15 protein-coding genes are annotated in these 13,839 nt (G+C 73.3%); 7 read left to right on the top strand and 8 right to left on the bottom strand.

Going from position 1 to position 13,839, the window contains the following annotated elements:
- Nucleotides 1-264: 264 nt before the first annotated feature.
- Together AB0G56_RS02185 and AB0G56_RS02180 are read right to left on the bottom strand one after the other, a co-directional pair.
- Nucleotides 265-1,260 (bottom strand): alpha/beta hydrolase fold domain-containing protein, encoded by a 996-nt coding sequence (locus AB0G56_RS02185; protein ID WP_360962185.1) that lies wholly within the window; start codon nt 1,258-1,260, stop codon nt 265-267.
- 158 nt (nt 1,261-1,418) lie between these two features.
- A complete protein-coding gene (locus tag AB0G56_RS02180; protein ID WP_360962182.1) occupies nt 1,419-1,982 on the bottom strand; it encodes an NAD(P)H-dependent oxidoreductase in 564 nt (187 codons plus the stop codon).
- Nucleotides 1,983-2,099: 117 nt separating this feature from the next.
- Between AB0G56_RS02180 and AB0G56_RS02175 the strand changes: the two genes are divergently transcribed.
- Complete coding sequence (locus AB0G56_RS02175; protein ID WP_360962179.1) at nt 2,100-2,762, top strand: helix-turn-helix domain-containing protein; 663 nt, start codon at nt 2,100-2,102, stop codon at nt 2,760-2,762.
- 79 nt (nt 2,763-2,841) lie between these two features.
- On the opposite strand, the gene AB0G56_RS02170 is transcribed toward AB0G56_RS02175, so the two are convergent.
- Both AB0G56_RS02170 and AB0G56_RS02165 read right to left on the bottom strand, forming a co-directional pair.
- Nucleotides 2,842-3,978 carry an NAD(P)/FAD-dependent oxidoreductase gene (locus AB0G56_RS02170; protein WP_360962258.1) on the bottom strand — a complete coding sequence of 379 codons (1,137 nt, stop codon included), beginning with the start codon at nt 3,976-3,978 and terminating at the stop codon, nt 2,842-2,844.
- 120 nt (nt 3,979-4,098) lie between these two features.
- Nucleotides 4,099-4,791 (bottom strand): TetR/AcrR family transcriptional regulator C-terminal domain-containing protein, encoded by a 693-nt coding sequence (locus tag AB0G56_RS02165; protein ID WP_360962177.1) that lies wholly within the window; start codon nt 4,789-4,791, stop codon nt 4,099-4,101.
- Nucleotides 4,792-5,013: 222 nt separating this feature from the next.
- Here AB0G56_RS02165 and AB0G56_RS02160 point away from each other — a divergent pair, with 222 nt between their 5' ends.
- A complete protein-coding gene (locus tag AB0G56_RS02160) occupies nt 5,014-6,054 on the top strand; it encodes a LacI family DNA-binding transcriptional regulator (protein WP_360962174.1) in 1,041 nt (346 codons plus the stop codon).
- 300 nt (nt 6,055-6,354) lie between these two features.
- Here AB0G56_RS02160 and trxA read toward each other — a convergent pair whose 3' ends face one another.
- On the bottom strand, nt 6,355-6,732 hold the full coding sequence (trxA, locus tag AB0G56_RS02155) for a thioredoxin (RefSeq protein ID WP_360962171.1): 378 nt from the start codon (nt 6,730-6,732) through the stop codon (nt 6,355-6,357).
- A 140-nt stretch (nt 6,733-6,872) separates the two neighbouring features.
- On the opposite strand from trxA, the gene AB0G56_RS02150 reads away from it, so the two are divergent.
- A complete protein-coding gene (locus AB0G56_RS02150; protein ID WP_360962168.1) occupies nt 6,873-8,303 on the top strand; it encodes an NAD(P)/FAD-dependent oxidoreductase in 1,431 nt (476 codons plus the stop codon).
- Nucleotides 8,304-8,491: 188 nt separating this feature from the next.
- Here the strand turns inward: AB0G56_RS02150 and AB0G56_RS02145 are convergent, their stop codons facing one another.
- Complete coding sequence (locus tag AB0G56_RS02145) at nt 8,492-9,142, bottom strand: peptide deformylase (RefSeq protein WP_360962165.1); 651 nt, start codon at nt 9,140-9,142, stop codon at nt 8,492-8,494.
- Nucleotides 9,143-9,206: 64 nt separating this feature from the next.
- On the opposite strand from AB0G56_RS02145, the gene AB0G56_RS02140 reads away from it, so the two are divergent.
- Both AB0G56_RS02140 and AB0G56_RS02135 read left to right on the top strand, forming a co-directional pair.
- Nucleotides 9,207-9,674 (top strand): BlaI/MecI/CopY family transcriptional regulator, encoded by a 468-nt coding sequence (locus AB0G56_RS02140; RefSeq protein ID WP_360962162.1) that lies wholly within the window; start codon nt 9,207-9,209, stop codon nt 9,672-9,674.
- 6 nt (nt 9,675-9,680) lie between these two features.
- Nucleotides 9,681-10,610, top strand: coding sequence for a M56 family metallopeptidase (locus tag AB0G56_RS02135; protein WP_360962159.1), 930 nt, complete (start codon nt 9,681-9,683; stop codon nt 10,608-10,610).
- 32 nt (nt 10,611-10,642) lie between these two features.
- Here the strand turns inward: AB0G56_RS02135 and AB0G56_RS02130 are convergent, their stop codons facing one another.
- Nucleotides 10,643-11,032, bottom strand: coding sequence for a tetratricopeptide repeat protein (locus tag AB0G56_RS02130; RefSeq protein WP_360962156.1), 390 nt, complete (start codon nt 11,030-11,032; stop codon nt 10,643-10,645).
- A 136-nt stretch (nt 11,033-11,168) separates the two neighbouring features.
- Here AB0G56_RS02130 and AB0G56_RS02125 point away from each other — a divergent pair, with 136 nt between their 5' ends.
- Nucleotides 11,169-12,134, top strand: coding sequence for a pirin family protein (locus tag AB0G56_RS02125; RefSeq protein WP_360962154.1), 966 nt, complete (start codon nt 11,169-11,171; stop codon nt 12,132-12,134).
- 202 nt (nt 12,135-12,336) lie between these two features.
- On the opposite strand, the gene AB0G56_RS02120 is transcribed toward AB0G56_RS02125, so the two are convergent.
- A complete protein-coding gene (locus AB0G56_RS02120) occupies nt 12,337-13,029 on the bottom strand; it encodes a hypothetical protein (protein ID WP_360962151.1) in 693 nt (230 codons plus the stop codon).
- Between the two features lie 462 nt (nt 13,030-13,491).
- On the opposite strand from AB0G56_RS02120, the gene AB0G56_RS02115 reads away from it, so the two are divergent.
- Entirely contained in the window at nt 13,492-13,839 is a 348-nt protein-coding gene (locus AB0G56_RS02115) for a CU044_2847 family protein (protein WP_360962148.1), read from the top strand.

The following is a 13,839-nucleotide window of genomic DNA, read 5'->3' as shown; positions in this document are numbered from 1 at the left end:
CACCCCCCAGGTCATCCACTCGACAGGGGGGAACAGTCATGCCGGGCCCGGAGGCCAGCGGCCCTCTTGCAGGACCGCGAAGAAGATAACGGGGGGCGGGCACGACAGGCACCGCGGGTACGACGGGCGCGACGGGTGCGGCAGGTACGACAGCTGCGACTGGTGCGAGAGGCGCGGCGGGCGCGGCGGGCGCGGCGGGTACGGGCCCGGGCTGCGGTGGGTGAGCGCGAGCCGGCCGGCGGAAGGCGGCCGGCCGGTTCGGCCTCACCCTTTCGCGAGCAGCCTGCGCAGCCAGTCCAGGCGGGCGGCCTGCGCCGACCGGGTCAGGGCCGCTTGCGGGGCGAGAGCGTCGAAGCCGTGGAAGCCGCCCGGCCAGACGTGGAGTTCCGCGACGCCCCCGGCCCGCCAGATCCGCGAGGCGTAGGCGACGACCTCGTCGCGGAAGGTCTCCGCGGAGCCGACGTCGAGGAAGGCCGGGGGCAGACCGGCAAGGTCCTCGGCGCGGGCCGGCGCGGCGTACGGCGACACCCGCGGGCCACCGCGCCGGTCGCCCAGCAGCGCCGACCACCCCGTCTCGTTGGCGGTGCGGTCCCACAGGCCGGCGCCCGCCATCTGATGGGCGGACGCGGTGTCGTTGCGGTCGTCGAGCATCGGGGACAGCAGCATCTGCGCGCACGGACGCGGGACCGTGCGCCGGCCCGCGCGGTCCCGTAGGAGCAGGGCCGCTGCGGCGGTGAGGCCGCCGCCCGCGCTCGCGCCCACGATCACGATCCGCTCCGGATCGCCGCCCAGTTCCCCGGCGTGCTCCGCCGTCCAGAGCAGGCCCGCGTACACGTCCTCCACGGGCGCGGGATGCGGATGCTCAGGTGCCAGCCGGTAGGCGACGGACACCACGACCGCGTCCAGTTCCTTCGCCCAGCCCAGTGCCATGTCGACACCGACCCTGTGGTCGCCGAGGACCATGCCTCCGCCGTGCGCGTAGTACAGGACGGGCCGCGCGGTGCCGGGCGCCGCCGCCGCGGGGCGGCAGACCAGCAGGGAGACATCGGGTGCGCCCGGGGGCCCCGGAACCGTCCGGTCCGCCACCTCGAAGGCGCCGCCCAGCGTCAGGTCCAGCGCGGCCAGCAGTTCCAGGGCCGCGTCCTCGTTCCGCCGGGCGGCGGCGATGTCCGCCGGCGTGAGTCCGGGCCGGGCCAGTTCCCCGGCCTCCTCCAGCGCGGCGGCCAGTTCCGGGTCGAAGGGGGGCGGGACCGGGTGCATGACGTCTCCTTGCCGGGGCGCGCTACGTGTAAGGCGGCACGCCCGTTCGTGGACGCGCCGCCCTCCGTGTACCCGCCCGGGCCGGGCCCCTCGACAAGGAGGGCCGGAGCCGTGACCCGCGTGACCCGGCTCCGGCCCTCCCCGGTGGTCCGCCTCGCTCAGGCGGCGATGACCTCGTCGGCGTGGCCGCGCAGACGGGCGACGACCTCGGTCAGCTGGCCGGCGACCTCGGCGTCGTCCGCCGGGTGGGTCTCGGTGAAGCGCGTCACGGAGCCCGGGATGGACAGCTTGATGTCCTCGATCACCTTGCCGCCGGCGATGCCCACGGCCTTGCGGGTGTCGTCGTGCGCCCACACGCCGCCGTACTGGCCGAGCGCGGTGCCGATGACGGCGACCGGCTTGCCGCCGAAGGCGCCCGCGCCGTAGGGGCGCGACAGCCAGTCGATGGCGTTCTTCAGGACGGCCGGGATGGTGCCGTTGTACTCGGGGGAGAAGAGCAGGAAGGCGTCGGCGGCCTGGGCGGCCTCACGCAGCTTGACGGCGGCGGCCGGTGCGCTGCCCTCGACGTCGAGGTCCTCGTTGTAGAAGGGGACGTCGGCCAGGCCCTCGAAGACCTGGACCTCGGCGCCCTCCGGGGCGAGCTTCGCGGCAGCCTCGGCGAGCTGACGGTTGTGCGAGCCGGCGCGCAGGCTGCCGACGAGCGCGAGGATGCGAACAGACATGGGGGACTCCAAGGGGGGAAACACTGCCGTAACCATCCGGACCGAGGTCCGTTTAATTTTCTACCAGGTTAACCGGACCGCGGTCCAGTTTTGTTCCGGATGCTTTACGCTGTCTTCATGTCCAGCGCTCTGCCGCCCTTTCCCACGCCTCAAGAGCCCCAAGACAAGCCGGTGTTGCTCGAACTGGGCGCCGGTTCGGACGAACCCTGCCTGCGTGCGGACGCGGCGCGCAACCGCGCCCGGCTGCTGGACGCCGCGGCCCGCCTGGTGGCGGAGCACGGCGCGGCCGGAGTCACGATGGAGGCGGTGGCGGCGGCCGCCCAGGTGGGCAAGGGGACCGTCTTCCGCCGCTTCGGCGACCGCACCGGCCTGCTGACGGCCCTGCTGGACCACTCCGAGAAGAAGTTCCAGGCGTCCTTCCTGAGCGGCCCCGCCCCCCTCGGCCCGGGTGCGCCGCCCGTCGAGCGGCTGCGGGCCTTCGGCTGCGCCGCGCTGCGCCGCGCCGCCGACGACCTGGAACTGCAGCTCGCCGCCGAACCGTGTCCCGACCGCCGTTTCCTCGTACCGGCCCGCCGGGTGCGCCACGCCCATGTGGTGATGCTGCTGCGCCAGGCGGTCCCCGAAGCGGACGTCGAACTCCTCGCGCAGGCGCTGATGGGCTACCTGGAAGCCGCGCTGATCCACCACCTCACCCGGCAGTGCCAGATGCCGATGGAACGGCTCCAGGCCGGCTGGTACGACCTCGTCGAGCGACTGACCAGCACTCGGCAGCCCTGCTGAGCCCGCCTCCCGCCCGAGGGCCACGACCGGCGACCCGGTCGTGGCCGTGGTGCCGAGCCGTTGCCCCGAGCCGGGGTGCTCAGTCGTGGGCCGTGAACATCTCCAGCAGCCCCAGGGGCGCGTCCTCGCGGAACAGCAGGGCCGCGCTGCGCGCCGACTCCGCCGCCGACGCCGCGCTGCGCGGGAACAGCCGCTCCTCGTACGCGCTCAGCGCGGCCTCGACGTCATCGGGCCGGGCGGCGAGGAATCCGGCCAGTTCGGCGCCGTCGAGCATGGCCAGGTTGGCGCCCTCGCCCGCGAACGGGGACATCAGATGCGCGGCGTCGCCCAGCAGCGTCACCCCGGGCACGCGGTCCCAGCGGTGGCCCACGGGCAGTGCGTGGATCCGCCGGGGCACCAGCGGTCCGTCGGCATCGGCGACCAGTGACCGCAGGCTCTTGTCCCAGCCGTCGAAGTGTTCGAGAACACGTTCCTCGGCCGCCTCCGTGTCGGTGAAGTCGATGCCGTCGAGCCACTCCTCGGCCGCCTCGACGGCCACGTACACGTGCAGGCTGCCGTCCGTCTCGCGGTGCGCGAGGAAGCCCCGGCCCGCCCCCAGCGCGAAGAAGAACCCGCCCCCCACCACCTCGGCGGCGACCGGGTGGCGCAGATCGGCCTCCAGGAGGTCCGCCTCGACGAACGACACACCGGTGTAGGCGGGCCGCGCCGCGGAGAGGAGGGGACGCACCCGCGACCACGCGCCGTCCGCGCCGACCAGCAGGTCGGTGGTGAACACCGTGCCGTCGGCGAGCGTCACCTCGTGCCGGCCGCCGCCCAGCGGGCGTGCCCCGGTGACCTTCGCGCCCCAGCGGACGGTGTCCTCGGGCAGCGAGCCGAGCAGCAGGTCGCGCAGGTCGCCCCGGTCGATCTCGGGCCGGCCCCCGCTGCCGTCGTCCGGCTCGTCCAGCCGGACCACGGCGTGCCGGTCCAGCACCCGCGTGGCCTGGCCGCCGGGCAGCACCAGTTCCCGGAACCGGTCGTACAGTCCGGCGGCTCGCAGGGCCACCTGGCCGGAGTCCTCATGGATGTCGAGCATGCCGCCCTGGGCGCGCGCGGCGGGGGAGGCGTCGAGGTCGAAGACCGCCGCCTCGATGCCGTGCACCCGCAGCACGCGGGCCAGCGTGAGGCCGCCGAGTCCGGCGCCGATCACGGCGATGGGGTGGTGGGACTGCGTCATGGACACGGGAGTGCTCCTCGGTCGGTGCGGGGGAGGGCGATCACAGCAGCAAGGGGGACGTGTTCCGGTCGGCCGGTCGGCCGGTCGGCCAGCCTTCCGATCACTCGGCCGGCCGGCCGGTCAGGCGGGGACCGCAGTGCGCTCGATGCCGTTGATCAGGGCCCGGATGTGCCAGGAAAGGCGCTCCTCGGGGGTCCCGGAGAGCAGGGGGCCGGCGAGGGCGGCGATGTGCGGGTGGGTGCGGTCCGAGGCGCCGTGCAGCGCCCGGGTGAGGGCGTCCCACTCGGCCTGGCCCCCGGCCGGTCGCTCGTGCGCCGAGTGCTCGGCCGCCGTGGCCGTGGCGTGCTGCAGCAGCAGGTCGACGCCCCACGCCGCCTGCGCGGGCGGCACACCGCCCTCGTCGAGCAGGCCGAGCAGCGTCTCGATGAGGTTCAGGTAGTGCGGGCCGCTGGGCCGGGCCGTGAGCGCGGAGCGGGCGAGACTCGGGTGGCCGTGGAGCATCGCGGTGTACGCCGTGAGTACCTGCTCCAGCCGCTCGCGCCAGTCGCCCGTGCTCCGCCGGGGGGCCGCCTCGACCGTGCCCAGCAGCTCGTCCAGGACGGCCGCGTGCAGTTCGGCGGTGTTGCGGACGTACACGTACAGGGAGGCCGGTCCGGTGTCGAGTTCCTGGGCCAGGCGCCGCATGGTCACCTTCTCCAGCCCTTCGGCGCGCAGTACGGCGAGGGCGGCGGCGACGATGCCCTCCTTGGTCAGGGCGGGCTTGGCCGGGCGTTCGCGACGGCTGCGTGCGGAAGCGCTGGAGCGTGCTGTCATGCCTCGACTGTAACGAACGCGTTCGTCACGAACAAGTTCGTAGCGAATGTGTTCGTGGCGAATGCGTTCGCTGCGTACGCGTTTTCCCTGGGCTCCGGGTCCCGTACGCGTTTATCCATGGCTCCGGAACTCCGGAACTCCGGAACTCCGGAACCGGGCCCGGCCGGGATGCTTCCCCCGCACGACCGGCCCCTGCCCGCTTCTGCCAAGATGCGGTACGTCATGGTGCAGATACCGAAACCCGCCGCGCCCGCATCGACGCCCGCACCGCCGCACTCCACCCCCACGAGTGCCGATGTGGCCCGCCTGGCGGGTGTCTCGCGGGCGACCGTCTCCTACGTCCTGAACAACACCAGCGCCGTACGGATCAGCGAGGCCACCCGCCGGCGGGTGCGCGCGGCCGCCGAGGAACTCGGGTACGTGCCCCACGCCGCCGCGCGCAGCCTGCGCGCGGGGCACAGCCGCATCGTCCTGATGCCCGCACCGGCCGTCCCCGTGGGGCCGCTGCTGAGCGGGTTCATCAACGAACTCCAGGGGGCGCTGGGCCGCCTCGACTACACCGTCGTGCAGCACGGCAGCATCGGCCTGCGCGGGGAAGAGGCCGCCCGGGCCTGGGCCGAGTTACGGCCGGTCGCCGTCCTGGTGCCCGGCTCCGGGATCGGCCCCGAGGGAGTCGCCGTGCTCCGGCGCTCCGGCGCCCGCGCCGTCGTCACCCTCGGCCCCGAAGCCGTCGACGGCGCCCACGCCCTGCTCATGGACCACCACAGCGTCGGCCACAGCGCGGGCGCCCACCTGCACGCCCGCGGCCGCCGCCGCATCGGGGTGGTCGTGCCCGAGGAACGCGGCCTCGACGTGTTCTCCGGACCGCGCCTGGAGGGCGTACGCCGGGCCCTGCACGGCACCGACGCCACCGTCACCGAACTGCCCCTCGGCTACGACGAGGAGTCCGCGGCCCGTCTCGCCGCCCGCTGGCGCCCGCTCGGCCTGGACGGGGTCTTCGCCTACAACGACGAGTACGCCATGCTCCTGATGCGCGCCCTGCAGGACGAGGGCCTGCGCATCCCCGAGGAGGCGGCCGTCATCGGCGCCGACGACCTGATGCTGGGAAGACTGCTGCGGCCCCGGCTGAGCACCGTGCACATCGACCTGCCCGCGGGCCGTGACCTGGCCGCCCTGGTCGACCGCGCCGTACGCGATCCCGGCGGCGCACCCGAGCGGCACACGGTACTGGGCGCGACGGTGATCCACCGCGAGTCCAGCTGACCCGGCCGGCGACGGCAGCCCACGGCCGACCCCGAAGGCGGGGAGACGACGGACACCGGCCGCAGCCGACGGCAGGCCCCCGGCGGCCGACGCCGGCCAACGGCGTCAGACGACGAGACGACGGCGTCAGACGACGAGACGACGGCGTCAGACGACGAGATGACGACGTCAGATAAGGAGACGACGACGTCAGGCAACGAGACGACGGCGTCGGACAACGGCGGCGGGGCCCCTCCCGCACCGGGATGGGGCCCCGCCCGCCGTCTTGCGTCGTGCTCGCCGGGACGACTTCGCCCGCGCCTACTCGCCCGCCTGCCCCTGCTGCTCGGCGACCGCCTTGCGGACCTCGTCCATGTCCAGCTTGCGGGCCTGGCCGATCACATCCGCCAGAGCCGCCTCGGGCAGCGCGCCCGGCTGCGCGAACACGGCCACCTGGTCACGGACGATCATCAGCGTAGGGATGGACTGGATCCCGAAGGCCGCCGCCAGCTCCGGCTGCGCCTCCGTGTCCACCTTGCCGAACACCAGGTCCGGGTTGTCGGTGGCCGCCTTCTCGTAGACGGGCGCGAACGAACGGCACGGCCCGCACCAGGACGCCCAGAAGTCGATGAGAACGAACTCGTTCTCCGTGACCGTCTGGTCGAAGTTGTCCTTGGTGAGCTCCACGGTGCTGCTCATGGCGTGATCCCTCTTCCTGGTGTCGGGTTGAGCCGTCCGCACAACACGGCCGACCCTACGGGCTATTCCGCGCGCGCAACGCACTGTTCCGCGCGCGTACCCGTGTGGCCTGCGGGCACACCACCCACCACACTGGGCCCATGACGGAAACGGAAACCATCACGTACGACGTCGTCGTGCTCGGCGCCGGGCCGGTCGGCGAGAACGTCGCCGACCGCACCCGCGCGGCAGGCCTGACCACCGCCATCGTGGAGAGCGAACTCGTCGGCGGCGAGTGCTCGTACTGGGCCTGCATGCCGAGCAAGGCCCTGCTGCGCCCGGTCATCGCCCGCGCCGACGCCCGCCGCCTGCCCGGGCTGAGCCAGGCCGTCCAGGGACCGCTGGACGCCGGCGCGGTCCTCGCCCGCCGGGACGAGTACACCTCGCACTGGCACGACGACGGCCAGGTCGGATGGCTGGAGGGCATCGGAGCGGACCTCCATCGCGGCCACGGCCGCCTCGCGGGCCCGCGCACCGTGACGGTCACCGGTCCGGACGGCGCGCGCACGACGCTGACCGCCCGGCACGCCGTCGCCGTGTGCACCGGGACCGGCGCCCGACTGCCCGACCTGCCCGGTCTCGACGAGGTCAGGCCGTGGACCAGCCGTGAGGCGACCAGCGCCGAGAAGGTGCCGGGGCGGCTGATCGTGGTCGGCGGCGGTGTCGTCGCCACCGAGATGGCCACCGCCTTCCAGGCCCTCGGCTCCCAGGTCACCGTGCTGGTGCGCGGCGACGGGCTGCTGCCCCGCATGGAACCCTTCGCCGGTGAACTCGTCGCCGACGCGCTCACCGAGGCGGGCGCCGACGTGCGCACCGGTACCTCCGTGCGGTCCGTGACCCGTAAGGACGGCACGGTCGTCGCCGTCACCGGCACCGGCGAGCACATCGAGGCCGACGAGATCCTGTTCGCCACCGGGCGCGTCCCGCGCACCGACGACATCGGCCTGGAGACCGTCGGTCTTGAGCCGGGCTCCTGGCTCACGGTCGACGACACCCTGCGGGTCGAGGGCACCGACTGGCTGTACGCGTGCGGCGACGCCAACCACCGCGCCCTCCTCACCCACCAGGGCAAGTACCAGGCCCGGATCGCGGGCGACACGATCGGCGCCCGGGCCGCGGGCACCGCCGCCGGCGCACCCGAGCCGTGGGGCCCGCACGCCGCAACCGCCGACCACGACGCCGTCCCCCAGGTCGTCTTCACCGACCCCGAGGCCGCCGCCGTCGGGCTCTCCCTCGCGGAGGCCGAACAGGCCGGGCACCGGGTCCGCGCCGTCGACGTCGACATGTCGTCGGTCGCCGGTGCCGGGCTGTACGGCGAGGGGTACCGGGGCCGCGCCCGCATGGTGGTCGACCTCGACGAACGGATCCTGCGCGGCGTCACCTTCGTCGGCCCCGGCGTCGGCGAACTGCTCCACTCGGCGACCGTCGCCGTCGCCGGCCGCGTCCCCGTCGACCGGCTGTGGCACGCGGTCCCGTCGTACCCGACGATCAGCGAGGTGTGGCTGCGCCTGCTGGAGGCGTACCGGGGCTGAAGCGGTCTCGGCCGCCGGCGTCACCGATCCTGCGCGGTCACCGATCCTGCGCGGTCACCGATCCTGCATGCTCACCGATCCTGCACGGCCACCGATCCTGCACGGCCACCGACGCCCGGTGCACGGCCACCGACGCCGGGTGCGGCGGGGGTCACTGACCAGACCAGGGAAGCAGGTGACCCGCCGGCTCACTGACGCGGCAACGCGAAACCGAGGGCGCGTGCGGCCTCCTGGGGCGTCGGCTGCGCCCAGCGCGCCGCCATCGCCTCGTTGGAGGCCAGCGAACGCAGCTCGGCGCGGTCGAGGTACAGGGCGCCGTCCAGGTGATCGGTCTCGTGCTGCACGATACGAGCGGGCCAGCCGGTGAGCACCTCGTCCACCGCGCGCCCCTCCTCGTCCCGCGCACGCAGCCGCACGGTGGCGTGCCGGGCCACCACAGCCTGCCAGCCCGGCACGCTCAGGCACCCCTCGAAGAACGCGGCCCGCTCCGTGCCGACCGCTTCGTACGACGGATTGACCAGCACCCGGTACGGCAGCGGCACCCGGCCGCGCGCCAGCCGCACCTCCTCCGGCACCGGCGCCGGGTCCTCCACGACCGCGATCCGCAGACCCACACCCACCTGCGGCGCGGCCAGGCCCACACCCGGCGCCGCCCGCATGGTCACGCGCAGGGCCGCCACGAACCGGGCCAGCAGCGCGGGGTCCAGCTGGCCGTCGAACGGTTCGGCGGCGCGCCGCAGCACCGGATCACCGGCCGCGACGACGGGCAACGGGCCGCCTGCCGACAGAAGTTCCTCGATCCGCTCCGCGAGGGGGGTGCGCGCACTCGGAGAAGCCATCGCGCCAGCATGCCACGGAGTGAAGTAGCGTGGTCCGACACGCCGACGCCGGAGGGAGACGGACATGGCGCCGCAAGACCGGCGAACCCGGCGCGGACAGGGGGAACTGGAGGGCCAGGTCCTCGGCGCGCTGCGCGAGGCGGACGGCCCGGTGACCGCGGCCTGGGTGCAGGAGCGCCTCGGCGGCGACCTCGCCTACACCACCGTCGTCACCATCCTGACCCGGCTGCTCGCCAAGGACGTGGTCGCCCGGGAGCGCCGTGGCCGCTCGTTCGTCTGGACGCCGACGGCGGACGTGGCCCGGCTCGCGGCCCTCAGGATGCGCCGGCTCCTGGACGGCGAACGGGACCGCGAGGCCGTCCTCGCCAGCTTCGTCACCGCACTGCCGCCCGGCGACGAGCAGGTCCTGCGCGCGCTGCTGGAGACGGCGGACGAGGACGAGGGGGACGGAAAGAGCGACGCGGGCGGAGACAGGGGAGAGGACGGAGACAGGGGAGAGGGCGGAGAGGGCGGAAGCGGCAGAAAGGACTGACACCTCATGGGGGTCTTCGTCTTCCTGCCGCTCGTACTGCCGCTGACCGCCTGGCCGGTCGCCCGGCTGGCCGAACTGCACCTGCACCCGCGCACCGCCACCCGGCTCCTGACCGCCGTCGCCGTCGTGATGGCGGCGTGCAGCACGCTCTGCCTCGTGCTCCTCATGGTCGTCGGCACCGCGCAACTTCCCGGCAACCCGCTCCCGGACGGCTGGTCCGACCCCGAGGTCAGAGCCGCGGTCCCGCACGACGGGTTCGCGGGCCGCGCGGCGATCCCCGCGCTGGGAGCGGTGACGGCGGCCTGCGCCCGCACCCTCGGGCGCCACCGACGGGTCACCCGGCGCGCACGGCGGGCCCTGGCCGGCCTGCGCGGCTCCACGGTCGCCGTGCTCCCCGACGACACGCCGTACGCGTACGCGCTGCCCGGCGCCCCCGGACGGATCGTCGTCACCACGGCCCTGCTCGACGGGCTCGCGCCGGCCGAACGGCGCGCCCTCTTCGCGCACGAGCGCGCCCACCTGGCGGCCCGGCACCACCGCCATCTGCTCGCCGTCCACCTGGCGGCACGCGCCAACCCGTTCCTGCGCCCGCTGCGCTCCGCGGTCGCCTACACCGCCGAGCGCTGGGCCGACGAGGAGGCGGCCCGCGCGGTCGGCGACCGGCGCACGGTGGCACGGGCCATCGGCCGGGCGGCGCTGCTGTCGGCCGCCGCACCCGCGCCCACGCTCGCCGCCCTGGCCACCACCGGGCCGGTCCCGCGCCGGGTGGCGGCGCTGCTGGCGCCCGCGCCCGCCGTACGGGACTGGCCGTCGGTGTTCACGGCGGCCGGCGCCGCGGCGTGGGGGGCCGCCGTCGGCGCGGTGGTGTCGGCGATGTCCTCGGCGAACTCCGCCGTCACTCTCTTCCTGGTCCTCCAGGCGGCGACCCCGCTGTAGCGCCCGAGGCGGATGCGGACCCCGCAGGGGTGTCAGCGCTCCGGCCCCTGGAACTCCTGCGACTCGTCCGACTCGTCCGACTCGTGGAACTCGCCCGCGAGGGCCGAGGCGATCCGCAGCTGGGTGGCTGCCTCCGCGTCCCGTCCCTGACGCTGGAGGGTACGGCCGAGCATCAGGCGGGCGTAGTGCTCCACCGGGTCCTGCTCGACGACGATGCGCAACTCGTCCTCGGCTCGGCGCAGTTGGGCCGAGTGGTAGTAGGCGCGCGCCAGCATCAGGCGCGGCCCGGTCTGCTCGGGCGCCTCCTCGACGAGCCCGGTCAGGACGCGCGCGGCACCGGCGTAGTCCCTGGCGTCGAAGAACATCCGCGCGCGGTCCCAGCGCTCCGCCGGGGCCCCGTGGCCGTAATACGTGGTGTTCACTCGTGACCTCCTTCGACGCCGTCAACCCGGCACACTGGTTGAAAATTCCATTACTTTCCGAGGCCGGTCGCGCCACCACGGTCGGAGCGCGCCGGACGCGCTGACGGAACCGCCCGCCCGCACTAGGTCGGGCGGCATGAGCAACCTGGATCGCCAGGCGGTCCCCGCGGTGTGCGGCGGCCGGGCATTCGTGGTGGCGGAGCCCGTACGGGAACTCCTCAGCCCTCGCCGGGCCGCACTCGGCGAGTCCACCGAGGTCCGCCGCCTGCTGCCCAACCTGGGCCGCCGCATGGTCGGCGCCTGGTGCTTCGTCGACCACTACGGCCCCGACGACATCGCCGAGGAACCCGGCATGCAGGTGCCACCGCACCCGCACATGGGCCTGCAGACGGTGAGCTGGCTGCACCAGGGCGAGGTACTGCACCGCGACTCGACCGGCAGCCGTCAGCTGATCCGCCCCCGCGAACTGGGCCTCATGACCTCGGGCCGGGCCGTCAGCCACTCCGAGGAGAGCCCCCGGCCGCACGCCCGCTTCCTGCACGGCGCCCAACTGTGGGTCGCCCTCCCGGAGGCCCACCGCGACACGGACCCCCGCTTCGAACACCACGCCGGCCTGCCGACCGTCACGGCCCCCGGCCTGGAGGCCACCCTGATCCTCGGCACCCTCGACGGCACGACCTCGCCCGGCACGGCGTACACCCCGATCGTCGGCGCCGACGTGTCCCTCACCCGGGACACGGACGTACGCCTCCCCCTGGAACCGGACTTCGAGTACGCCGTACTGTCCATGTCCGGCGAGGTCCACGTGGACGGCGTGCCCGTCCTGCCCGGCTCGATGCTCTATCTCGGCTGCGGCCGCCCCGGACTCCCCCTGCGCGCCGACTCGGACGCCTCCGTCATGCTCTTGGGCGGCGAGCCGTTCGAGGAGGAACTGATCATGTTCTGGAACTGGATCGGACGGTCGCAGGAGGAGATCGTGCAGGCCCGCCGGGACTGGACGGAAGGGACACGCTTCGGGGAGGTCAAGGGGTACGACGGTGCTCCGCTGCCGGCTCCCGAGGTGCCGGCGGTGCCGCTGAAGCCACGTGCACGGGTGCGCTGACCTGCGGAAACGGATGATGCGTCGGCGACGGGTCGGCGACTCGCCGGTGCGCTCCGCCTCCCGTGGTCCGTCGCGTGCGAGAGGGCGGCTGAGCGTTCGGTACATGCGAAGCGCGGTGCTGCACCGTTCCACGGTGTGCCCGTCTGCGGATGGCCGTGGCAGGACTCTTGCTGACCCTTCATGACCAGTTGGTGAGCGCGCCTCAGGACCGATGTTGTTCGACGAACATGTGGATGACCCGAACCAGGCGTCTGCGATCACTTGCCCCCATGGAGGCAGCTCCCTCCATCTGTGTGAGGAACATGCCCAGGCTTGCGGCGCAGATGTCGTCCTGTCGGTCCGGCAGACTGCAGGAGATCGACAGTCCCTCCGAATACCGATGCCCTGAGTAGGTCGATACATGGGCCATGAACAGGGCCACGGTGCCATAGCGTGCCGTCGCCTCGCTGTCGTTCTCCGCATTCCCTCGACCCCACAGTTCCCCGGAGTCGGGAGGCTGGGCCCAGGCGAGCGACGCGTAGAGGCCGCGGACGCCCGTCGGTACGGGCCGGACCTCGGTGCCCTGAGGTTTCGAACAGTCCTCTCCCGGAACGAGACGTGCCACCTCAGGGATGTACGCGCAGCCGTACTTCGCCCACAGGGCGGCTCCGCCGGGGGAGAAGACTTCCCAGATCCCTGCACTTCCGTCAGCGGGCCCGAGTCCGATACGGGCGGCGCCGTCGGCGCCGAGGTAGGCGTTGCAGGTTCCCTCAGGTCCCAGGATGTAGTGGGCGGCTTCACCACGGCCCAGGCGTACTCCGGCGACGACTGCTCCGGACGGCAGTGTGAGTGGGTCCGGCAGACGTACGGTTCTCGGTACCGGGTCGCCGGCCGGCACGCTGAAGAAGGCGTTCACCTTGCAGGACCGGACCTCAGCCGGTGGGTTCGACCGACGGTCCGGCGTGGAGTGCTGTGCGGACGGAGGGGAGGGATCCGGTTGCTCTCGTGAGTTCGTGCAGCCTGTGAGCAGCAGGATGACGGCCAAGGCGGCCCATCCCGTCGTGCTGGTCGGGCGGTACCTCGTCTTCGGTCCGCGCCCCGTCGTGACGTCGTGGGGCGAGAGCTGTACCGACCGCGTACCGCGCATAGAAGTGGCCGCTTCCTCGGGCTACGGACAAAGTTGGTCACTGCGTAGGAACGCGCCCCTGCCTGTCGTCCTCGCCGGGTGCTGCGGAGGGCCCGCACCTCAGGGGCGTGGCTGTGGCTGACAGCCAGGCAGGCTCGGGGAACTGAATCCCACACTTCGCTGTCACCGGGGCGTTCAAGAGGCTACAACAGTGTGAGCGATGACCAACAGCGTGTCACTGAAGGAGAGTTGATGGAATCTATCAGCACGATGGTGTTGCCGGGCGGCGGAGAGATCGCGTTCGAGGTGGCGACGGAAGCCGAACTCCCCGTCGGCGAAGGGCCGGTGAAGGCCGGGAGGGTGGGGGACGCGGTCCGGAGAATGCCGCAGACGCTGCAGAACGCCCTGGAGCCGGTTCGGGAGATGACACGTACGGTGGTGGACCAACTGCGTGAAGTGGGTCCGGAGGAAGTCGAGATCGAGTTCGGTCTGAATCTGTCAGGCCAAGTCGGCGTGATCGTCAACAAAGGGGAAGCAGCCGCTCACCTGAAGATCAAGATGCTCTGGCGCAAGGCCGCGGACGCAGGCGACGAAGTGTGA

This window comes from Streptomyces sp. NPDC021356 (assembly GCF_040641015.1).
GTDB lineage: Bacteria > Actinomycetota > Actinomycetes > Streptomycetales > Streptomycetaceae > Streptomyces.
This window is presented reverse-complemented; position numbering and strand designations above follow the sequence as displayed.